Annotated in this window: 13 protein-coding genes; 6 read left to right on the forward strand and 7 right to left on the reverse strand. The window is 72.6% G+C overall.

Translation table 11 applies throughout. From position 1 onward, the window contains the following. Positions 1-24 precede the first annotated feature (24 nt). Positions 25-5,094: an NAD-glutamate dehydrogenase gene (locus tag O7600_RS12905; protein ID WP_281593809.1), complete on the reverse strand. Its 5,070-nt coding sequence runs from the start codon at positions 5,092-5,094 to the stop codon at positions 25-27. 288 nt (positions 5,095-5,382) lie between these two features. Between O7600_RS12905 and O7600_RS12910 the strand changes: the two genes are divergently transcribed. Beyond that, the gene (locus O7600_RS12910) at positions 5,383-7,347 is read left to right on the forward strand and encodes a penicillin-binding transpeptidase domain-containing protein (protein ID WP_281593810.1); all 1,965 of its coding nucleotides are present in this window, start codon (positions 5,383-5,385) and stop codon (positions 7,345-7,347) included. A gap of 17 nt (positions 7,348-7,364) precedes the next feature. Here the strand turns inward: O7600_RS12910 and O7600_RS12915 are convergent, their stop codons facing one another. From O7600_RS12915 to O7600_RS12940, 6 genes are all read right to left on the reverse strand, one after another. Further along, complete coding sequence (locus tag O7600_RS12915) at positions 7,365-8,576, reverse strand: arginase family protein (protein WP_281593811.1); 1,212 nt, start codon at positions 8,574-8,576, stop codon at positions 7,365-7,367. A gap of 64 nt (positions 8,577-8,640) precedes the next feature. Further along, positions 8,641-9,558 (reverse strand): tetratricopeptide repeat protein, encoded by a 918-nt coding sequence (locus O7600_RS12920; protein ID WP_281593812.1) that lies wholly within the window; start codon positions 9,556-9,558, stop codon positions 8,641-8,643. A 137-nt stretch (positions 9,559-9,695) separates the two neighbouring features. Beyond that, positions 9,696-11,384: a methylmalonyl-CoA mutase family protein gene (locus O7600_RS12925; protein ID WP_091571372.1), complete on the reverse strand. Its 1,689-nt coding sequence runs from the start codon at positions 11,382-11,384 to the stop codon at positions 9,696-9,698. Positions 11,385-11,481: 97 nt separating this feature from the next. Then, positions 11,482-11,895 carry an Asp23/Gls24 family envelope stress response protein gene (locus O7600_RS12930; protein WP_281594142.1) on the reverse strand — a complete coding sequence of 138 codons (414 nt, stop codon included), beginning with the start codon at positions 11,893-11,895 and terminating at the stop codon, positions 11,482-11,484. 93 nt (positions 11,896-11,988) lie between these two features. Continuing rightward, a complete protein-coding gene (gene meaB / locus O7600_RS12935) occupies positions 11,989-12,981 on the reverse strand; it encodes a methylmalonyl Co-A mutase-associated GTPase MeaB (protein WP_281593813.1) in 993 nt (330 codons plus the stop codon). Continuing rightward, positions 12,978-14,177, reverse strand: a complete 1,200-nt coding sequence (locus O7600_RS12940) for an acetyl-CoA C-acetyltransferase (protein ID WP_281593814.1) — start codon at positions 14,175-14,177, stop codon at positions 12,978-12,980. Before O7600_RS12940 ends, meaB begins: the two co-directional genes overlap by 4 nt. 63 nt (positions 14,178-14,240) lie before the next feature. On the opposite strand from O7600_RS12940, the gene mce reads away from it, so the two are divergent. From mce to O7600_RS12965, 5 genes are all read left to right on the forward strand, one after another. After that, positions 14,241-14,705 carry a methylmalonyl-CoA epimerase gene (mce, locus tag O7600_RS12945; RefSeq protein ID WP_091571352.1) on the forward strand — a complete coding sequence of 155 codons (465 nt, stop codon included), beginning with the start codon at positions 14,241-14,243 and terminating at the stop codon, positions 14,703-14,705. Positions 14,706-15,010: 305 nt separating this feature from the next. Then, positions 15,011-16,366: a crotonyl-CoA carboxylase/reductase gene (gene ccrA, locus O7600_RS12950; RefSeq protein ID WP_281593815.1), complete on the forward strand. Its 1,356-nt coding sequence runs from the start codon at positions 15,011-15,013 to the stop codon at positions 16,364-16,366. 253 nt (positions 16,367-16,619) lie between these two features. Further along, on the forward strand, positions 16,620-17,876 hold the full coding sequence (locus O7600_RS12955) for a DivIVA domain-containing protein (protein WP_281593816.1): 1,257 nt from the start codon (positions 16,620-16,622) through the stop codon (positions 17,874-17,876). A gap of 169 nt (positions 17,877-18,045) precedes the next feature. After that, positions 18,046-20,151, forward strand: a complete 2,106-nt coding sequence (locus tag O7600_RS12960; protein WP_281593817.1) for a hypothetical protein — start codon at positions 18,046-18,048, stop codon at positions 20,149-20,151. Positions 20,152-20,809: 658 nt separating this feature from the next. Then, entirely contained in the window at positions 20,810-21,988 is a 1,179-nt protein-coding gene (locus O7600_RS12965) for an AI-2E family transporter (RefSeq protein ID WP_281593818.1), read from the forward strand. The last annotated feature ends 1 nt before the right edge of the window (position 21,989 follow it).

Below are 21,989 nucleotides of genomic sequence, written 5' to 3' on the forward strand. Positions count from 1 at the left end.
CGGGCCACGCGCGGACGGAAGCCGTCAGGCCGCCGCCGAGGTCCGGACCAGGGTACGGATCTGACGCAGCAGCACGGACAGCGCGGACAGGTCGGCGCGGGACTCGTCGAACTCCCCCATCGCCCGGTGGGCCCGGTGGATCGAGGTCGCGTTCGCCTGCTCCCACTCCTGCACCCGTTCCGCCGGCGGGAGGCTGTCCGGGGTGGACCCGAGCACCTCCGCGGTGAGCGCGGCCAGCGCGGCGTACAGGTCGTAGCGCAGCGCCATCCGGGCCAGGGTCTGCCACCGGTCCTCCCGGGGCAGCAGGGAGATCTTCGACAGCAGGGCGTCCACCCGGAACCGGTCGCTGAGCACGAAGTAGACCGAGGCCACCTCGCTCACGTCCCGCCCGGTCGTCTGCGCGGTCTCGACGATGTCGAGCAGGCCGAAGCTGTACATCAGGCGGGTCGCCTGCTCGGCCAGGTCACGCGGCAGCCCCTTGCCGACCAGCGACTCGATGTGCGCCGCGATCGCCTCCCGCTCGGTGCCCCAGAACAGGTGCTCCAGGTCGGGCAGGAGCCGGGTCACCCCGTCGCGCAGCCGGGCGATCTCCGCCGGCACGTCGATCGGCGAGCGCCGGTTGGTCACCAGCCAGCGCACCGCGCGGTCGAGCAGCCGCCGGGTGTCCAGGTAGACGGCGGTCTGCAGCTCGGGCGAGACCTTGTTGTCCAGCGCCTCGACCGCGTTCCACAGCTCGCCCAGCCCGAACACCTCACGGACCACCACGTACGCCCGCAGCACGTCGGCCGCGGAGGCGGCCGTCTCCTCGACCACCCGGAAGACGAACGAGATGCCGCCCCGGTTGATCGCCTCGTTGACCAGGACCGTGGTGACGATGTCCCGGCGCAGCCGGTGCCGGCCCATCCGATCGGCGAAGCGCTGCCGCAGCGGGGTCGGGAAGTAGTTGACCAGGACGTCGGTCGTCCACTCCTCGTCCGCCAGTCCCTCGCCGACGATCTCGCGCTCCAGCACGATCTTCACGTACGCGAGCAGCACCGCGAACTCCGGCGCGGTCAGCCCGTTCTCGGCGCGGACCGCCAGTTCCTCGTCCGGCGGCAGCGCCTCCAACGCCCGGTCCAGCGCACCGGAGCGCTCCAGCTCGTTGATCATGCGCCGGTGCACCGGGAGCAACGAGGCGGCCTGCGCCTGGGCGTTGTTGACGGCCCGGGCCTGGTCGTAGTTGTCCCGCAGCACCAGCTCGGCGACCTCGTCGGTCATCTGGGCCAGCAGCTCGTCGCGCTCCGGCCGGTCCAGCTCACCGTCGGCGACCGCCGTGTTGAGCAGGATCTTGATGTTCACCTCGTGGTCGGAGCAGTCGACCCCGGCCGCGTTGTCGATGAAGTCGGTGTAGATGCGGCCGCCGCCCGCGGCGTACTCGATCCGGCCCTGCTGGGTGAAGCCCAGGTTGCCGCCCTCGCCGACCACCCGGCAGCGCAGGCTCTTGCCGTCCACCCGGATGGCGTCGTTGGACTTGTCCCCGACCTCGGCGTTGGTCTGCGTCGACGCCTTCACGTAGGTGCCGATGCCGCCGTTCCAGAACAGGTCCACCGGCGCGGTGACGATCGCCTTCATCAGCTCCTGCGGGCTGAGCTGCGTGACGTCGTCGTCGAGGCCGAGCACCGCGCGCACCTGCGGCGTGATCGGCACCGACTTCGCGGTACGCGGGTAGATGCCGCCGCCGGCCGAGATCAGCTGCGGGTCGTAGTCCTCCCACGACGACCGGGGCAGGTCGAACAACCGCTTGCGCTCGTCCCAGGAGCGGGCCGCGTCCGGGTCCGGGTCCAGGAAGATGTGCCGGTGGTCGAAGGCGGCGAGCAGCCGGATGTGCTTCGACAGCAGCATCCCGTTGCCGAACACGTCGCCGGACATGTCGCCGACGCCGACCACGGTGAAGTCCTGGGTCTGGGTGTCGTGGCCCAGCTCGCGGAAGTGCCGCTTCACCGACTCCCAGGCGCCCCGGGCGGTGATGCCCATCTTCTTGTGGTCGTAGCCGGCGGAGCCGCCGGAGGCGAACGCGTCGCCCAGCCAGAAGCTGTGCGCGGTGGAGATCTCGTTGGCGATGTCGGAGAACGTGGCCGTGCCCTTGTCCGCCGCCACCACGAGGTAGGGGTCGTCGCCGTCGTGCCGGACCACGTCGACCGGCGGCACGATCTCGCCGCTGACGATGTTGTCCGTGACGTCGAGCAGCGCGGAGATGAACTCCTTGTAGCAGACCACCGCCTCGTCCCGGTCGCCCGGCTTCTGCTTGAGCACGAAGCCGCCCTTGGCGCCCACCGGCACGATCACCGCGTTCTTGACCATCTGCGCCTTGACCAGGCCGAGCACCTCGGTGCGGAAGTCCTCGCGCCGGTCGGACCAGCGCAGGCCGCCCCGGGCCACCGGCCCGAACCGCAGGTGCACGCCCTCGAAACGGGGCGAGTAGACGAAGATCTCGAACTTGGGCCGGGGCGCCGGCAGGTCCGGGATCGCCTGCGGGTCCAGCTTGAACGCCACGTACGCCTTCGGCCGCCCGCCCACCGGCTTCTGGTAGAAGCTGGTGCGCAGCGTGGCCTGCATCAGCGTCAGGTAGGCGCGCAGGATCCGGTCCTGGTCCAGGCTGGCCACCTCGTCCAGCGCCTCGCCGATCGCCTCGACCAGCTCGCCGCTGCGCTGCCGGCGCTCGTCCAGCGTGTTCGCGCCCGGCGCGAACCGGGTCTCGAACAGCTCCACCAGCAGCCCGGCGATCCGCGGGTACGCGATGAACGTCTGTTCCATGTACTCCTGGGAGAACACGGTGCCGGCCTGCCGCAGGTACTTCGCGTACGCCCGCAGCACGACCACCTGCCGCCAGGTGAGCCCGGCCCGCAGCACCAGCTCGTTGAAGCCGTCCACCTCGGCCTCGCCCCGCCACGCGGCGGCGAACGCGTTCTCCACGTGCGGTCGCACCTCGGCCAGGTCCTGGTGCCGCTCGGGCAGCTCCAGACCGAAGTCGTAGAGCCAGATCCGGCCGTCGACGCGCTCCACCTCGTACGGGTGCTCGTCGACCACCTTCACGCCGAGCGAGTGCAGCACCGGCAGCACGGCGGAGAGCATCATCGGCTCGCCGTACCGGTAGACCTTGAACCGCACGTCCAGGGCCTCGTCGGCCTCGGCGGCGCGGCCGGCGGCGTACGGGCGGGGCGCCAACTGCTTGCGGAACAGGTGCATCTCCAGCTGGCCGGGCTCCTCCAGCAGCTCCAGCTTGGCCAGGTCCTTCATCGCCTCGTACGGCGTGTGCCCGTCCTTGTAGCCCTCCGGGAACGCGTCGGCGTACCGGGCGAACAGGTGCTTGGCCTGCTCGTCGCCGAGCTTGCGTTCCAGCACCAGCCGGTAGTCGTCGTCCCAGAGGCGGGTCGCGTCGGCCAGCTCCTCGGCGAGCAGGTCGGCGTCGATCTCGCCGGGCGGGTTGTTCGGGTCGGTGCGGACGATGAAGTGCACCCGGGCCAGCATCGACTCGGTCACTCGGGTGGTGTAGTCGACGCCGACGCCGTTCAGCTCGCGCAGCAGGATGTCCTGCATGCGCAACCGGTTCTGCGTGGTGAACCGGTCCCGCGGCAGGTAGATCAGGCAGGAGATGAACCGCCCGTACGCGTCGCGGCGCAGGAAGACCCGCAGCTGCCGGCGGCCGGCCATCCGCAGCACGCCGATCACCGCGTGGTAGAGGTCGTCGGTCTTGATCTGGAACAGCTCGTCGCGCGGGTAGGTCTCCAGGATCTGCAGCAGGTCCTTGCCGGAGTGGCTGCGCAGGCTCAGGCCCGAGCGGTCCAGCACCTCGGCGACCTTGCGGCGCACCACCGGCAGTTCCTGCACGCTGGTCCGGTACGCGGCGGTGGAGAACAGGCCGAGGAAGCGGCGCTCCCCGACCACCTCGCCGGCCTCGTTGAAGATCTTGAAGCCGATGTAGTCCAGGTAGGCCGACCGGTGCACGGTGGCCCGCGAGTTGGCCTTGGTGATGATGAGCAGGCGCTTCTCCAGCACCTTCTCGTGCGCCTCGGGCGTCATCGAGTTGAGCGACCGGGCCTCCGGCGAGTCCGAGCGCAGGATGCCCAGCCCGGTGCCGAGGACGGCTTCGAGGGCCTGCCCGCCGCCGCCCGTACCGTCGGTGTCGACCAGCCGGTATTCCCGGTAGCCGAGGAACGTGAAGTGGTCGTGGGCGAGCCACCGCAGCAGCTCCACCGAGTCGGTGATGTCCTTCTCCGGCACCGGCGGCCGGTTGTCCGACGTGCGGGCGGCGGCCAACTCGTCGGCGAGCGCCAGCGCCCGCTGCCGCATCTTGGGCCAGTCCTCGACGGCCTCCCGCACGTCGGTCAGCACCCGCTGCAACTCGCGGCGCAGCGCCTCCCGCTCGGCCGGGTCGCGGACCGGGTCGATCTCGATCCGCATCCAGCTCTCGACCAGGTCACCGGCGATCGCGTCGTCCGGCTCCACGTCGGCGGAGACCTCGGTGAGCCGGCCCAACGGCTCGCGCCGGACCACGACCAGCGGGTGCACCAGCAGGTGCACGTCGAGGTGACGGGAGTTCAGCAGCGCGGTGACCGAGTCGACCAGGAACGGCATGTCGTCGGTGACGATCTCGACGACCGTGTGGTGCTGCTCGGCGTCCGGCTCGTGGATGCGCAGCTTCAGCTCGCCCGGCACCCGCTGCTGGGCCAGGTCCCGGTGGGCCCGGGCCGCCTCCAGCATCTCCTCGGCGGTGAAGCCGATCAACTCCTCGTCCGGCGCGAACCGCCAGAACCGGTCCACCAGGGTGGCCGCGTCGTGGTCGTCGCCGGCCAGCGCCACCGCCTGGGCGACCAGGCGCTCCGCGTTGGGTACGGGCTCGTCCAGCTCGGCGTCCTCGGACTCGTCGGCCAGCGCCTGCGCAGGCAGGCCCAGGTCGTAGAGGGTGTCGATGCTGGAACCGGTCATCCCGGTCACTCCTGTGTCGAGACGGCCGTAACCGTCCCCGTCGGTCGCCGAATCGAAGCTGTCATCGTCCCGGCTGGTGTCAGCCTGCCGGAGGTCGGGTCCCGGTTTGATCGCCGGACGCCGGTCCATCGGTGCCACTCCCCTCGACCCACCGCGTTGTGGGTCACTCTGCCGCCCAGCCTAGGCCCTGCCGCTGTGTGCCTTCGTCGGCGGACCACCGGCCGGACGTCCGGATCGGGACTCTGTCCTTTCACCCGTTGCGGGTTCGTGGTCGGCCGGTCGCGGAGTACCCCGACTGGCGATGTTCATCACACTGCCACGCGCCGCGTGTCACCCCGGCGGACGAGGCGGCGGGACGGTGGAGAGCCGCGCGTCGTACTAGCGTGCAGGGCAGTTGAGCACCGGAGGGACCGCTTCATGCCCGTGTCGTACCCCGTCCGCCCCCGCCGTCACACCCGTCACCGCCTGGCCGCGACGGCGGCCGCCGTCCTGATGGCGGCCGGGGCGGTGACCGCCTGCTCCGGCGAGGATGGGCCGGAGCAGGCCGTCGACGCGTTCCTGACCGGCTGGCGCTCCGGTGACCTGCAACCGGTCGGCTTCGTCGAGCCGACCGGCGCGCGGGTGCCGGCCGCCGAGGTGACGAAGCGACTCAAGGCGCTCTCCGGCGAGCTGGCCGCCGCCCCACCGGCCCTGGAGCGCACCGGCGAGATCACCACCAAGGGCGACATCGCGACCGCCCGGGTCCGGCTGACCTGGCCGCTGCCCGGTGGCGTCCGCTGGTCCTACGACAACAAGCTGCGCCTCAAGCGCGGCGGCGACGACCGGTGGCAGGTGATCTGGGAGCCGGCCGTGGTGCACGAGAAGCTGGAGGAGGGCGACCGCCTCGCCCTGCGCCGGGAGGCGGCACAACGGGCCGGCGTGCTGGACGCCGCCGGCCAGCCGATCGTCACGCCGCGCCCGGTCGTCCGGGTGCAGATCGCCCCCGGCGAGGTCACCGACGTGCCGGGCCTGGTGCGCCGGCTGGACGCCGCGTTCAAGGCGGTGCGGCCCGCGCTCACCCCGCCGGTCGACCTGAGCGACCTGCCCAAACGCCTCAAGGAGGCGGACCGGGACGCGGTGGTCGAGGTGGTGACGCTGCGGGACGAGGCCTACCGGCAGATCAAGCCCCGGATCTACGAGCTGCCCGGCACCCGGTTCCCCACCGACAAGCTGATGCTCGCCCCGACCCGGGAGTTCGCCCGGGCGCTGCTCGGCTCGGTCGACCCGGCCCAGGCCGACGACCTCCAGGCCCACCCCGACCGGTACGCCCGCGGCGACCTGGTCGGCCACGGCGGCCTGCAGGGCCGGTACGACGAGCGCCTGCGCGGCGTCCCCGGGATCACCGTGATCACCGAGCGGCTCACCCCGGAGGGCGCCACCGAACCGACCGGCGCCGAACTGTTCCGCAGCGACCCGAAGGCCGGGCAGCCGGTGAAGACCACGCTCGACGTGGCCACCCAGAACGCCGCCGACGCCGCGTTGCGCGGCCAGACCCGGCGCTCGGCGCTGGTCGCCGTGCGGATCAGCGACGGCGCCGTGCTGGCCACCGCGAACGGGCCCGGCGCGGCCGGCGAGAACCTCGCCTTCACCGCCCAGGTCCCGCCCGGCTCGACGTTCAAGATGGTCAGCGCGCTCGGCCTGCTCGACCGGGGCGCGGTGACCCCGCAGACGACCGTGGACTGCCCGAAGACCTCCGAGGTCGACGGCCGGATCTTCAAGAACTCCGACAACTTCGAGCTGGGCCCGGTGCCCTTCGCCACCGACTTCGCCAAGTCCTGCAACACCGCCTTCACCGCGCTCGCGCCGAAGCTCGGCCCGGACGGGCTCGCGCAGGCCGGCCGCACGCTCGGCCTGGAGGCCGGCTGGGACCTCGGCGCGGACGTGTTCACCGGCAAGGTCTCCGCGAACGGTGGGCCCACCGAGCAGGCCGCCGCCGCGATCGGCCAGGGCACCACCGTGGTGAGTCCGCTGGCGATGGCCGGCGCCACCGCCGCGGTGGCGCGGGGGCGTTGGGAGCAGCCGAAGCTGCTGCTGGACCCGGCGCCGGCGAAGCCCGCACCGGCCGGGCCGGCGCTCAAGCCGGAGTCCGTCGCGGCGCTGAAGACGATGATGCGCGGCGTGGTCACGTCCGGCACCGGCACGGCGCTGGCGAAGGTGCCCGGTGAGCCGGTGCACGGCAAGACCGGCACCGCCGAGTACGACAACAACCCGGCGCACACCCACGCGTGGTTCGTCGGCTGGCAGGGCGACGTGGCGTTCGCCGTCTTCGTCGAGCAGGGCGGGTCGAGCACGACGAGCGCGGTGCCGATCGCCGAGCGCTTCCTGCGCGGCCTCGCCCGCTGAGCAGCGCGCCGGCGTCCTCAGGTGACGTCGATGCCCGGCCGGTTCACGGCCGGTTCGTCGTCCTCGACGGGCGGGCGCCGAAGGCGGCCCGGCCCCAACGGGTCATCACCGACGGGCTCGCTCGGCGCACGGTCGTCGACGGCGTTCGGCCCGTCGCCGTCGGCGGTGGGAACCGGGCCGATCGGCTCCACGGCCACGGCGGGGGCCGGTACGGCAACGGGGGCGGGTAGCCGGTCCCGCTCCGGCCGGCCGTTGCCCGCCCGGGGCGCCGGCGCCGGCGGGGTGGCCGGCAGCAGCCGGGGCGGTACCGCGCCCGGGGCCACCACCGGGGCGAGCCCGGCCACCACCGTGTTCACGATCTCCGCCGCGTACGCGCCGTCCTGGTCGTAGTCGGGGTCGAAGACGGTCAGCTCGACGCCGAGGCAGTGCGGGGTGTCGACCAGCCCGGCGAGCAGGATCTCCAGCTCGGCGAAGGCGATGCCGCCGGGGTCGGGCGCGTCCACGGCCGGCATCACGGCCGGGTCGAGCACGTCCACGTCGATGTGCACCCAGTAGCCGGCGCAGTCGACGAGCTGTTCGTGCGCCCACTGGGCGGTGCGGGCCGCGCCCTCGGCGCGCAGCGCCGGCACCGGACGGGTGGTGATACCGGCGGCCTGGAGGTCGAGGCGGTACTCGTCCTGTGCGCGGATGCCGAGCACCACCACGTCGATGTCGCGGAAGTAGGGGCGTCGCCCCTCGATGGCCGCCAGGTCGGGCTGCCCCCGCCCGGTGACCAGCGCCAGGTCCTCCCCGGCGGCGGCGCCCACGTACGAGGCGTTGCCGGGGTGCCGGAAGTCGGAGTGGCCGTCGACGAAGACCAGCCCGATCCGTCCGCCGACCGCCTCACCGAGCCGGTGCATGGCCAGCGCCGAGCCGAGCAGCACCGAGCAGTCCCCGCCGAGCACCAGCGGGAACTCGCCGCGGTCGATGATCGCGCCGATCCGGTCGGCCAGCGCCACGGAGTATCCGGAGATCTCCGGCGCGTGGCAGACGCCGTCGCCGGGTCGCCAGTCACCGGGGTCGTAGCGGGGCGGGGTCAGACAGCCGGCGTCCCGGGCTCGCAGCCGGGCGAGCAGCCCGTGGTCGCGCAACGCCCCGGGGGCCTTGCCGCAGCCCGGGACGGAGCTGGGCGTGGGCGGCCGCAGGCCGAGGTTGGTCGGCGCGTCGAGGACGGCGATCCGGCGCATCATGGGCTCCCGTCCTCGGTGGTCGGGCGGGCCGGCGGTGCGCCGGCCCGCACGGTGTGCGACGAACTCAGAACAGCGCGCTGGCCAGTGCGCGTCGGGCGGAGGCCACGGCGGGATCGTCCGGGCCGGCGATCGTGAACAGGCTGAGCAGGTGCTGGCGTACCGTGTCCCGCTCGTCCCCGGCGGTCCGGCGGACCAGGCCGACCAGCCGCTGGTAGGCCTGGTCGGCCAGGCCGCTGAGCACCTCGATGTCCGCGGCCAGCAGCTGCGCCGCCACGTCGTCGGGGGCGGCCGCGGCCGCGTCGAGCGCGCCCTGCGGGTCCGCGCCGGCCACCCGGCGGGCCAGCCCGACCTGCGCCAGGCCCGCCTCCGCCGCCGCGTCCGCCGGGGACTCGGCCAGGATCTTCCGGTACGCCGCCTCGGCGGCGTCGAGGTCACCGCTCATCAGCGCGTCGTCGGCCGCGTCGAGCCGCGGGTCCTCGGGCTCGGCCATGGTGACCCCGGCGGCCTTGAGCACGGCCTGGAGCCACTGGCGCAGCTGGGACTCGGGCACCACGCCGGGGAAGGCGTCGACCGGGCGACCGCCGACGATGGCGTACGTGGTCGGCAACGTCTGGAGCTGGAACATCTGCGCGAGCCGCGGCTGCTGCTGCACGTCGACCCGGGCCAGGAGCCACGCTCCTGCGCCCTCGGCGGCCAGCCGCTCCAGCACCGGGGCGAACTGGTCGCTCTCCGGGTAGCCGGCGGCGCCGAAGAAGACCACTACCGGTGTGGAGAGCGAGCGTTCGAGCACCTCGGACTGGATGTTCGCCTCGGTCACGTCGATCACGGCGGCGGAGCCGGCGGGGCTGCCCGGCAGCCCGGCGGGCGGACCGCCCGGTGACGGTGTGGCGGAGGGGGTGTCGGCCGGTGCGGGGGTGCGCAGCGCGCTGAGGTCGACCGCGCCGCGGGTGAAGATCGACGAGGTGATCCGTGGGTCGCTCATGGTTGTCTAGTCTCGCACGTGTCACACCGAACGCCGCTCACCCGCAACGGCGACGTTGCGACTCTCACCCCTGCTCAGAGGTGCAAGGAAGGGCCCCTTCTTAACAGACGTCTGTTAAGAAGGGGCCCTTCCTTGCACTAGAAGCGGGCGGGCTCGCGGTAGACGCCCCACTCGGCGCGCAGGGCGTCGCAGATCTCGCCCAGGGTGGCCTCGGCGCGGACCGCGTCCAGCATCGCCGGGATCATGTTCTCCCCGGTCCGGCTGACCTCCACCATCCGGCGGACGGCGGCGGTGACCGCGGCCTCGTCGCGGGCCGACTTGCGCTCGGCGAGCACCCGGCGCTGCTCCAGCTCCACCTCGTGCGAGATGCGCAGGATCTCCAGGTCCTTGGCGACGGTGCCGGTGTGGCAGTTGACGCCGACGATCTTCTTGTCGCCCTTCTCCAGCGCCTGCTGGTAGACGAACGCCGACTCGGCGATGTGCCCGGTGAACCAGCCGTCCTCGATGCCCCGCAGGATGCCGGAGGTCATCGGGCCGATGGTGTGCGGGCCCTCGCCGCCGAGCTGACGGATCCGGGCGAAGATCTCCTCCGCCTCGGCCTCGATCCGGTCGGTGAGCGCCTCGACGTACCAGGAGCCGCCGAGCGGGTCGGCCACGTTGACCACCCCGGTCTCCTCCATCAGCACCTGCTGGGTCCGCAGGGCGATCTCGGCCGACTCGTCGGTGGGCAGGGCGAGCGTCTCGTCCAGCGCGTTGGTGTGCAGCGAGTTGGTGCCGCCGAGCACCGCGGCCAGCGCCTCCACGGCGGTCCGGACCACGTTGTTGACCGGCTGCTGGGCGGTCAGCGACACCCCGGCGGTCTGCGTGTGGAACCGCAGCCAGAGCGCCTTCTCGCTGGTCGCGCCGTAGACGTCGCGCAGCCAGCGGGCCCAGATCCGGCGGGCGGCGCGGAACTTGGCGATCTCCTCGAAGAAGTCCACGTGGGAGTCGAAGAAGAAGCTCAGGCCGGGGGCGAACACGTTGACGTCCAGCCCGCGGGAGAGGCCCAGTTCGACGTAGCCGAAGCCGTCGGCCAGCGTGTACGCCAGCTCCTGCGCGGCGGTCGAGCCGGCCTCGCGGATGTGGTAGCCGGAGACCGACAGCGGCTTGTAGCGCGGGATCTCCCGGGCGCAGTACTCCATCAGGTCGCCGATCAGGCGCAGGTGCGGCTCGGGGTCGAACAGCCACTCCTTCTGCGCGATGTACTCCTTGAAGATGTCCGTCTGGAGCGTGCCGTCCAGCGTGGACAGGTCGGCGCCCTGCCGCTCGGCGGCGACCAGATACATGCAGAAGACCGGCACGGCCGGGCCGGAGATGGTCATCGAGGTGGTCACGGCGGCCAGGTCGATGCCGTCGAAGAGCACCTCCATGTCGGCGGCCGTGTCGACCGCGACGCCGCAGTGGCCGACCTCGCCGAGCGACTGCGGGTCGTCCGAGTCGCGGCCCATCAGCGTCGGCATGTCGAAGGCGACGGAGAGCCCGCCGCCACCGGCGCCGAGGATCATCTTGTAGCGCTCGTTGGTCTGCCGGGCGTTGCCGAACCCGGCGAACTGCCGGATGGTCCAGGTCCGCCCGCGGTAACCGGTCGGGTGCAGACCCCGGGTGTACGGGAACTCGCCCGGCCAGCCGATCCGCTCGAAGCCCGGGTAGGCGGTGCCCTCGGGCGGGCCGTAGACCGGCTCCACGGGCAGCCCGGAGAGCGTGGTGAAGTCCGCGTCGCGCTTGCGGGCGGCGTCGTAGCGGGCCTGCCAGCGGGCCCGGCCGGCGGCGATCTCGTCAGCGTCCATGCGCGGAGCTCCTCCTCGAGTCCTCGTGCCGAAGACCGAGTGTAGAACGCCGGCCTGAACGATCGCTAAGGACGGGCGTACCGGCCGGTAACCCCACTCAGGCGGAGGGCGCCGCCGGGCCACCCAGCGCCACGTCGTCCACCTTGATGTTGATCTCGTCGACCCGCAGCCCGTACGCCTCGACGGCCGAGGTCACGGCCGCGCGGACCGCCTCGGTCACCTCGGGCACCGGCCGGCCGCCGTCGATCACGATGACCAGGTTGACCACCGCCGCGCCGTTCGTCACGTGCGCCGAGCAGCCGCGCCGGGCGTCGCCGACCTGGTCCAGCCCGATCCGGTCGAGCACGGAGTTGAAGAACCGGGCCACGTCGCCGCCCAGCTCGGCCACGCCGGGCACCGACCTGGCGGCGGCCACCGCGATCTTCTCCACCACCTCGTCGGAGACGTGCGTCGTCCCGCCCGCGGTGGCGGCCGGCGTCACGGACAGCTCCTGCGTCGCCTCGTGCTCCACGCTCTCCCCCACACCCTCGCTCCTACCGACCCCGGGAGCGTACAAGCCGCGCCACCGCCCGCCCGACCCACCGTCGAGGGTGGACCGGCGGCGTCAGGTGGCGAGCTGGGCCAGGAGGTCGTCGGCGGCGGCGTACGGGTCGATCGCGCCCTCGGCCACCTTCGCCGCGAGCGTCGGCAGTTGCGTACCGTCGCGCAGCGAACCGATCCGGGCGCGGAGCGCGCCCAGCGCGATCGCCTCGATCTCGGCGGCGGCCCGCGCCTCCCGCCGGCGGCGCAGCTCGCCGTGCCGCTCCAGCCAGTCGCGGTGCTTGTCGATCGCGGCGGCGATGTCGTCGATGCCCTCGGCCCGGGCGGCGATCGCGCGTACCACCTGCGGGCGCCACTCCCCCGGGCCGCGCTCACCCAGCGCGATCATGCCCTGGATGTCGCGGACGGTGGCGTCGGCGCCGTCCCGGTCGGCCTTGTTGACCACGAAGACGTCGGCGATCTCCAGGATGCCGGCCTTGACCGCCTGGATCGCGTCACCCATGCCCGGGGCGAGCAGCACCAGCGTGGTGTCGGCCAGCGAGGCCACCTCCACCTCGGCCTGCCCGACCCCGACCGTCTCGACCAGCACCACGTCGCAGCCGGCGCCCTCCAGCACCCGTACCGCCTGGGGCGTGGCCGCGGAGAGCCCGCCCAGGTGGCCCCGGCTGGACATCGAGCGGATGTAGACACCGGGGTCGGTCGCGTGGTCCTGCATCCGCACCCGGTCGCCGAGGATCGCCCCGCCGGTGAACGGGCTGGACGGGTCGATGGCCAGCACCCCGACCCGGTGACCGCGCGCCCGCAGCGCCCGCACCAGCTCGTTGGTGGTGGTCGACTTGCCCACCCCGGGCGAGCCGGTGAGGCCGACCACCTGGGCCTGCCCGGCGTACGGCGCCAACGCGGCCGCGACCTGCGGCAGCACCTCGTCGCCGGACTCGACCAGGGTGATCAGCCGGGCCACCGCGCGGGGGTCACCCGCGCGGGCCCGTTCCACCAGCAGGGGTACGTCCCGGCTGCGGCGCACCGGACCGGTGGCCCGGCTGTTCACGTCGCTCACGCCTGGGTCTCGCCACCCGTCGGCACGTGGATGATCAGCGCGTCGCCCTGCCCACCACCGCCGCAGAGCGCGGCCGCGCCGGTGCCGCCGCCGCGCCGCTTCAGCTCCATCGCGAGCGTGAGGACGAGGCGGGCGCCGGACATGCCGATCGGGTGGCCGAGCGCGATCGCGCCGCCGTTGACGTTCACCCTGTCCGCGTCGATCCCCAGGTCCCGGGAGGACTGGATGCCGACCGCCGCGAACGCCTCGTTGATCTCGATCAGGTCGAGGTCGTCGATGCTCAGGCCGCCCTTCTTCAGGGCGTGGTTGATGGCGTTGGACGGCTGCGAGTGCAGGGAGTTGTCCGGCCCGGCCACGTTGCCGTGCGCGCCGATCTCGGCCAGCCAGGTGAGCCCCAGCTCCTTCGCCTTGGCCTTGCTCATCACGACCACCGCGGCGGCGCCGTCGGAGATCGGCGAGGAGCTGCCGGCGGTGATGGTCCCGTCCTTGGTGAAGGCGGGACGCAGCTTGCCCAGCGACTCGGCGGTGGTGTCCGGCCGGATGCCCTCGTCCTCGCTGATCACCAGCGGGTCGCCCTTGCGCTGCGGGATGATCACGGGGGTGATCTCGTCGGCGAAGTGGCCGTTCTTCTGCGCGGCGGCGGCGCGCTGGTGGCTGGCCGCCGAGAAGGCGTCCTGCTCCTCCCGGCTGATGCCGTGCTTCGCCCCGTGCCGCTCGGTGGACTCACCCATCGAGCAGCAGTCCCAGGCGTCGGTGAGGCCGTCCAGGGCCATGTGGTCCTTGACCGTCACGTCGCCGTACTTGTAGCCGGAGCGCTGCCCGAGCAGCAGGTGCGGGGCGTTGGTCATGGACTCCATGCCGCCGGCCACCACGACGTCGAACTCGCCGGCCCGGATGAGCTGGTCGGCCAGCGCGATCGCGTCCAGCCCGGAGAGGCAGACCTTGTTGATGGTCAGCGCGGGGGTGGACATCGGGATGCCGGCCTCGACGGCCGCCTGCCGGGCCGGGATCTGACCGGCGCCGGCCTGGAGCACCTGCCCCATGATCACGTATTGCACCTGCTCGGGCGCCACGCCGGCGCGCTCCAGCGCGGCCTTGATCGCGATGCCACCGAGTCTGGTCGCGGGGAGGTCCTTGAGGTTGCCCAGCAGGCGCCCCATCGGGGTTCGCGCGCCGCTGACGATCACCGAAGCCATGCCTGCCTCCGAGGGGGGGTGCCGACCTGTACGCCTTAACGATTGTTCGGTCAGACTAGCGCCATGGCTGAGAACTCCCCCGTCGAGCCCGCTGCCGAGTTTGTCACAGACATCGGCCTGCGCCGCATCGACCACGTCGGGATCGCCGTGGCCGACCTGGACGCCGCGATCGACTTCTACCAGCGCACGTTCGGGATGCGCTGCGTGCACACCGAGACGAACACCGAGCAGGGCGTACGCGAGGCGATGCTGGCGGTCGGGCCGGACGCCTCCGGCGGCATGGTGCAACTGCTCGCCCCGCTCTCGCCCGACACCACGATCGGCAAGTTCCTGGACAAGCGCGGGCCGGGCATCCAGCAGGTCGCGTACACGGTGGCGGACATCGACGCGGCCTGCGCGGCGCTGCGCGAGCGCGGCGTCCGGCTGCTCTACGAGGCCCCGCGGCGGGGCACGTCGAACTCCCGGGTCAACTTCGTGCACCCGAAGGACGCCGGCGGCGTGCTGATCGAGCTGGTCCAGCCCGCCTGAGACGCAAGGAAGGGCCCCTTGTTAACAGACGTCTGTTAACAAGGGGCCCTTCCTTGCGTCCTAACACGTGGGAACGCGCGCGGCAGTGCGCGCTTGCACGTTCCCACGGACACCTCCACGCATCGGTCGATGCAGTTTTTCACAGAGGGGTTCCCGCCCTAGCTACCGTTCAGTAACGTCCGGCTCCACAGGAACGCGACCGGTGCCGGATGTGTCGATTGCCGACATGGCGGTCCCGTCGCACCGGCGCCGACGATGGCAGCACCCCTGCCCCCGGTGTGGGTGCGGACGAACGGGAGGTCACCGTGCAGGACATCCTCGAAGCGATCATGGCGGCGGAAGGCTCGGCGCAGCCGGAGCGGGACCTTGCCGGCCTCGCCGGCCTGCCGGTGCCGGAGAGCTACCGGGGCGTGGTGGTGCGCGCCGAGGACACCCGGATGTTCGACGGCATGGCCACCCGCGACAAGGACCCGCGCAAGGCGTTGCACGTCCAGGAGGTGCCCACCCCCGAGTTGGCCCCGGGCGAGGCGCTGGTCGCGGTGATGGCCAGCGCGATCAACTACAACACGGTGTGGACCAGCATCTTCGAGCCGCTGCCCACCTTCAAGTTCCTCCAGCGCTACGGCCGGCTCTCCGAGCTGACCCGGCGGCACGACCTGCCGTACCACGTGGTCGGGTCGGACGCGGCCGGCGTGGTGCTGCGCACCGGGCCCGGGGTGACCCGGTGGAAGGCCGGCGACGAGGTGGTCGCGCACTGCCTGTCGGTCGAGCTGGAGGACGCCGCCGGCCACGACGACACCATGCTCGACCCGCAGCAGCGGATCTGGGGCTTCGAGACCAACTTCGGCGGCCTGGCCGAGCTGTGCGTGGTCAAGGCCAACCAGCTGATGCCGAAGCCGCGCCACCTGAGCTGGGAGGAGGCGGCCAGCCCGGGCCTGGTCAACTCCACCGCCTACCGGCAGCTCGTCTCACACCACGGCGCGAACATGAAGCAGGGTGACGTGGTGCTGATCTGGGGCGCCTCCGGCGGCCTCGGCGGCTACGCCACCCAGATGGCGCTCAACGGCGGCGCGATCCCGGTCTGCGTGGTCTCCTCGCCGGAGAAGGCCGAGCTGTGCCGGAAGATGGGCGCCGAGCTGGTCATCGACCGCAGCGCCGAGGGCTTCCGGTTCTGGAAGGACGAGGAGACCCAGGACCAGGACGAGTGGCGTCGCTTCGGCGAGCGCATCCGCGAGCTGACCGGCGGCGAGGACCCGGACATCGTCTTCGAGCACCCGGGCCGGGAGACGTTCGGCGCCAGCGTCTACGTCGCCAAGAAGGGCGGCACGATCGTCACCTGCGCGTCCACCAGCGGCTTCCTGCACCAGTACGACAACCGCTACCTCTGGATGCACCTCAAGCGCATCGTCGGCAGCCACTTCGCCAACTACCACGAGGCGTGGCAGGCCAACCGCCTGGTCGCGCTCGGCAAGGTGCACCCGACCGTGTCGAAGACCTACGCGCTGGAGCAGACCGGTCAGGCCGCGTACGAGGTGCACCGCAACGCGCACCAGGGCAAGGTCGGCGTGCGCTGCCTGGCCCCCACCGACGGGCTCGGCGTCCGCGACACCGAGCTGCGCTCCCGCCACGAAAGCGCGATCAACCGGTTCCGCGGGCACTGACCGTACGGTTGTCCCGGATTGCCTTTCCGGACGACCGGGGCACCATTCGACTGTCGTGATGACAAAGGGCCGCGGGTACCGACCCGCGGCCCTTTTCACGCCCCGGTCCAGGCCCGGTCCGACCCGCCCGGGACCTGCCAAGATCGCCGGTTGGTCCGGTCCCGCCGCCGGGCGGAGTTGACCATGTAAACAGGACGCGAAAGCTGCCGACCACTCTTGCGAACCACCCTGGGGCGTCTGCGAGTATGTCCCAATGCCCCAGCAGCAGTCCTCCCCTCTTGCGTTCTTCGATAACGCGAACTCACAGCCCGATTTCACCGTTGGCCTGCGTGGTTACAACACCAACCAGGTCGACGACTTCATCGGCCGGCTGAGCGCCGCACTGAGTCAGTCCGAGCAGGCCCGCGCCGAGGCCGAGCAGCGGATGAACGACGCGCAGCGCCGCCTCCGCCAGGCCGAGCAGCGTCAGGGCGCGCTCGAGCAGAAGCTGACCGAGACCAACAAGCAGCTCGAGGAGAACAGCCGACCGACGCTCAGCGGCCTGGGCACTCGCGTCGAGCAGATCCTCCGGTTGGCCGAGGAGCAGGCCAACGACCACCGCAACGAGGCCAAGCGCGAGTCGGAGGGCATCCTCTCCGCCGCCCGCCTCGAGGCGCGGGAGATCACCGACAAGGCCCGCGCCGAGGCGGCGGCCATGAAGGCCACCGCCGAGCGCGAGGCCGGCAGTGTCCGCACCGCCGCCGAGCGGGAGGCCGCCGAGGTGCGCGTGCAGGCCCGCCGCGAGGCGGACACCCTCCGCGCCGACGCCGACCGGGAGACCAAGCAGCTGCGTACGGTCACCGCGCACGAGGTGGCCGAGCTGAAGTCGACCGTCGAGCGGGAGGTCGCCACCCTGCGCGCGACCGCCGAGCGGGAGATCACCCAGCAGCGGGCCAAGGCCGCGCGGGAGGCCGAGGAGAAGCGGGCCGAGGCGACCAAGCTGCTCACCGACGCGCGCGACAAGCGCGACAAGGACCTCCAGGCCCTGGAGCTCCAGCTCGCCGAGCGGCGCGAGAAGGCCGAGCGCGAGGAGTCGGAGCGGCACGCCGCCCAGGTCTCGCAGACCCAGAAGCTGGTGAACGAGGCCGAGCAGCGGGCCCGCGCCGCCCAGGAGCGGGCGAAGGAGATCGAGCAGCGGGCCGAGGCCCGCCGGGTCGAGTCCGAGCGCACCGCCAACGACACGGTCGACAAGGCCAAGGCGCTGGCCGACAAGACGCTCAACGAGGCGCGCGCCGAGGCGCAGCGGGTGCTCAACGAGGCCCGCACCGAGGCCGAGCTGACCACGCAGGCCGCCCGCCGTGAGGTCGAGGACCTCACCCGCCAGAAGGACGCGGTCACCTCGCAGCTCGGGCAGATGCTCTCCGGCCTGGCCGGCATCGTGCCGGGCGTGCCGGCCGGCGGCGCCAACAAGGCCGAGGCGCCGAAGGCCGACGCCTCCGGGCAGAAGGTGACGGCCGAGTCGGCCAGCTGATCGACCACCCGCTGACGGGGCATGAGCCACGGCGCGGGGTGACACCGGGTGACCGGTGCCGCCCCGCGCCGTCATGCTGTCCGGCCCGTTTCGCCACGAGGGTGAAGTAGGTCCCAGAAGGGGCGTCCGTATCGCCCCAGCAGAGCCGGATGCGTGTGAGGATGGGGGCATGTCGCACGGCGAGGAACTGTTCGCGCTCGGCGGGGACGTGACCACGGAGCCCAGCTTCGAGTCCGCGCTGCGGGGATACGAGAAACGACAGGTCGACCGCTACGTCGCCCGCGCGGAACACGAGATCGCGGCGCTGACCACCGAGCGGGAACAGGCGTACACCCAGATCCACAAGCTGGCCGGCCAGGTCGAGGTGCTGCAACGCGACCTCGCCCAGGTGCGCAAGCAGATCGGTGTGGTGGACCGGGCCTCGTTCCGCCACCTCGGTCCGCGGGTCGAGCAGATCCTCACCATGGCCGAGGAGCAGGCCGACGACATCCTCGCCGCCGCCAACGAGGAGATCGAGGCCCGCCGGGCCGCCGCCGAGCACATCGTCGAGGAGGCCCGGGAGCAGGCCGCCCAGGCGCTCAAGGACTTCGAGATCGCGCTCGCCGCCCGCCGGGCCGAGGAGGAGCGGCACACCGCCGCCCGCAAGGCCGAGGCCGAGGCCACGCTGAAGGCCGCCAAGGACGAGTCGGCGAAGCTGCGGACCACCGCCAAGGACGAGTCGGACCGGCTGCGCACGGCCGCCCGGGACGAGGCCGAGAAGCTGCGCCGGACCGCCCAGGACGCGCTGGCCAAGGCCCAGCAGGAGGCCACCCAGCTGCGGGACACCGCCAAGGAGATTCACTCCCGGGCCCAGCAGGAGGCGGCCCGGCTGCGCGAGTCGGCCAAGGAGGCGCTGGCCAAGGCCCAGCAGGAGGCCAACCAGCTCCGCGAGGCGGCCAAGGAGGTGCACGCAACGGGCCAGCAGGAGGCCAAGCGGCTCACCGACGCCGCCGCCGAGGCCGGACGGGCCACCCACGCCAAGGCGCTGGCCGAGGCCAAGAAGATCGTGGACGACGCGGAGGAGGCCGCCAAGGTCACCCGCGGCCGCGCCCGGACCGAGGCCAACCGGCTGACCACCGAGGCCGTCGAGGCGGGCAAGCGCAATCGCTCCGAGGTCGAGGCGTACGTGCAGCGCATGCGCACCGAGACCGAGGCGTACGTGCAGCAGGCCCGCGCGCAGACCCAGCAGGAGCTGGGCGCCTGGCGGGCCGGGGTGGAGAAGGAGGTCGCGGAGCGGCGGGAGAAGGCGGAGAAGGAGCTGGCCCAGCGCCGGGCCACCGCCGAGCAGGAGTTCGCCAAGCGCCGCGACGAGCTGGACAACCAGCACACCAAGCGGCACGAGGAGCTGGAGAAGGCGTACGCCACCCGCCGCGACGAGATCGAACGGAGCGCCGCGAGCGTCCGGCAGGCCGCCGAGGCCGACGCGCTCGGCATGCGGCAGCAGGCCGAGCTGGAGGCCGCCGAGCTGCTGCGCCGGGCCGAGGCGGACGCCACCGCCCAGCGCCGCAAGGCCGACGAGCACGTCGCGGCCTCGCGGCGGCAGTTCGAGGAGTACGCGGCCACGACCCAGCAGCACCTCGCCACCACCCAGCAGCACCTGGCCGCCACCCAGCAGGAGGTGGCCGCAGGCCGGCAGCAGCTCGCCCAGGTGATGCTGGAGATCGCCAAGGCGCAGCAGGAGCTGGCCGATCTGCGTACCGAGACGTGGAAGTCGCGGCAGGAGTCCGACGACCTGGAGCACCGGCTCACCGAGCTGCGGCGCGACGCCGACTCGGCGGGCATCGCCGCCACCCCGGTCGACCCGGGCGACCTCGCGGCCGCCGCGGGCGGCGACACCGGCCGCCCGACGAGTGACGGCACGCCGGTGGGCAGTGGCACGCCGGTGGGCAGTGGCGCGCCGGTGGGCAGTGGCGCGCCGGTGGGCAGTGGCGCGCCGGCGGCGGGCATGGGCGCCGGTACGGCTCCGGCCAACGGGTCGGCGCCGGTCAAGTCAACGGGTGAGCCGGTGGAGGCGGGCAATACCAAGCCGGTCGCCGAGCCGGTGACCACGATGGACTCTCCCGGCGGCGCCGGCGTCGACGGCGAACCGACCGTGGCCGCCGTGCCGGGCGAGGGCGGCCGCGGCGCCACCCCGACGAAGATCACCAGCACCGGGGAGAACGGCAAGCGCCCGACGAAGCCCACCACCGACGAGCGCAGCGCCAAGCCGAGCACGGTCACCGTCGACAAGGACTGACCCGACCCGCCGTTCTGGCGGGTTCGGCCGCTCGCCGGACCCGCCGTCGCTCGACCTCCCCGAGCCCGCGCCTCGCGCTCCGACCCCGCAAGATCCACACCAGGTCGCCCCGAGGGCGGCATCCCCGTGTCCCGTGCGCACCACGTCGACACCTACCACGTTCCGCCCGCAGGTCAGTCGCCAACCTGCGTCGTCCGCGCGTGACGGACGGTGACGCCGTCGGCCCATGGCACCCGTCGAAGGCAATATACCGCTGGGTCATATTTATGACTCAGCGGTATATCGCTTGAAACTGACGTGCCCGGGGCGCTCCCACCGTCTCGAATCGGCAACAGGGGTCTGCCTCGATGCGGCGGGAAGCCTCGGAAGGATGGTCCGCCCGGGCGGTGGCGGCTAACCTGCGGGCAGGGGTCGCGGCGTCCGTAACGCGGCTTGCCAGGAGGTCGCTCCTCGGGTCGGCCGGAGCAGCGGGAGCCGGGAGGCACGGGTGTCGCAGGAGGGATCGGCCACCCCGGACGACGACCCGTTCGAGGCGTTGCGTCCGGAACCGGACCCCACGGACCGACCCACGGACCGACCCACGGACCGACCCACGGACCGACCAACGGACCCACCCACGGACCGACCCACGGACCGCCCCGGCGACCGCACCGAGACCATGCCTGACGCCGGCCAGCCCGGGCACCGCACGGGCCCGGTCAACCGGGGTCGGCCGAGCCGTGCCGCGGACACCGCAACGGAAGCGGGCGACGCCGACGTGCTCGTCGAACCGGGCGAGTTCGAGCCGAGCGGACGGTTCGGCGTTCCCGGCCGGCCGCTGCGGCGCAGCAGCTTCCTGGTCGGGTTCACCGGGGCGCTCGGGGTGCTGCTGGCGTACGCGGTCTTCCTGGGCGTGCGCAACGCGGCCGGCATCCTGGTGCTGGTGGTGATCGCGCTCTTCCTCGCGGTCGGCCTGCACCCGGCGGTGGTCCGGCTGCGCCGGTGGGGGTTGCCGCACGGGCTGGCCGTGGCGGTGGTGACGCTGACCGTCGTGCTGCTGATCATCGGCGGGCTGCTGGCGCTGGTGCCGCCGGTGGTGACCCAGTCCGGTCAGTTCGTGCAGCAGCTTCCCGGCTACGTCGAGGACCTGCGCCGCAATCCCACCGTCAACGACCTCGTGGTCCGCTACGACGTGATGGACCGGGTCCGGTCGGCGGCGGACGCGGACACCATCGGCCGGGCGCTCGGCGGCGTGCTGGGCGGCGCGCAGCTGATCTTCGGCACGATCTTCCGGGTGCTGACCGTGCTGGTGCTGACGATCTACTTCCTGGCCTACTTCGACCGGCTGCGCGACCTCGGGTACGCGCTGGTGCCGCGCTCCCGCCGGGAGCGGGTCCGGTTGATCGGCGACGAGATCCTGACCCGGGTCGGGGCGTACATGGTCGGCGCGTTGGCCATCGCGGTGCTGGCCGGGGCGAGCACGTTCGTGTTCGCGCTGGTGGTCGGTCTGCCGTACCCGTTCGCGCTGGCCGTGGTGGTCGCGGTGACCGACCTGATCCCGCAGATCGGAGCGACCCTCGGCGCGGTGGTGGTGACCCTCGTCGGGCTCGCCACCGACCTGCCGGTGGGCATCGCCTGCCTGGTGTTCTTCCTGGTCTACCAGCAGGTGGAGAACTACCTGATCTATCCGAAGATCATGCGCCGGGCGGTGTCGGTGAACGAGGTGGCCGCCCTGCTCGCCGCGCTGCTCGGGGTGTCGCTGCTGGGCGTGGTGGGCGCGCTCATCGCGATTCCCATGGTGGCCGCGTTGCAGCTGATCCTGCGCGAGGTGGTGCTGCCCCGGCAGGACGCCCGCTGAG

The organism is Micromonospora sp. WMMA1998 (assembly GCF_027497375.1).
Taxonomy (GTDB): domain Bacteria; phylum Actinomycetota; class Actinomycetes; order Mycobacteriales; family Micromonosporaceae; genus Micromonospora; species Micromonospora sediminicola.

Excerpts from the sequence above, each read along its gene's own strand:
- O7600_RS12905 (WP_281593809.1), bottom strand. The coding sequence starts at position 5,094 with ATGGACCGGCGTCCGGCGATCAAACCGGGACCCGACCTCCGGCAGGCT.
- O7600_RS12960 (WP_281593817.1), top strand. The coding sequence starts at position 18,046 with ATGTCGCACGGCGAGGAACTGTTCGCGCTCGGCGGGGACGTGACCACG.
- O7600_RS12915 (WP_281593811.1), bottom strand. The coding sequence starts at position 8,576 with ATGATGCGCCGGATCGCCGTCCTCGACGCGCCGACCAACCTCGGCCTG.
- O7600_RS12920 (WP_281593812.1), bottom strand. The coding sequence starts at position 9,558 with ATGAGCGACCCACGGATCACCTCGTCGATCTTCACCCGCGGCGCGGTC.
- mce (WP_091571352.1), top strand. The coding sequence starts at position 14,241 with ATGGCTGAGAACTCCCCCGTCGAGCCCGCTGCCGAGTTTGTCACAGAC.
- O7600_RS12940 (WP_281593814.1), bottom strand. The coding sequence starts at position 14,177 with ATGGCTTCGGTGATCGTCAGCGGCGCGCGAACCCCGATGGGGCGCCTG.
- O7600_RS12925 (WP_091571372.1), bottom strand. The coding sequence starts at position 11,384 with ATGGACGCTGACGAGATCGCCGCCGGCCGGGCCCGCTGGCAGGCCCGC.
- O7600_RS12910 (WP_281593810.1), top strand. The coding sequence starts at position 5,383 with ATGCCCGTGTCGTACCCCGTCCGCCCCCGCCGTCACACCCGTCACCGC.
- O7600_RS12965 (WP_281593818.1), top strand. The coding sequence starts at position 20,810 with ATGCCTGACGCCGGCCAGCCCGGGCACCGCACGGGCCCGGTCAACCGG.
- O7600_RS12955 (WP_281593816.1), top strand. The coding sequence starts at position 16,620 with ATGCCCCAGCAGCAGTCCTCCCCTCTTGCGTTCTTCGATAACGCGAAC.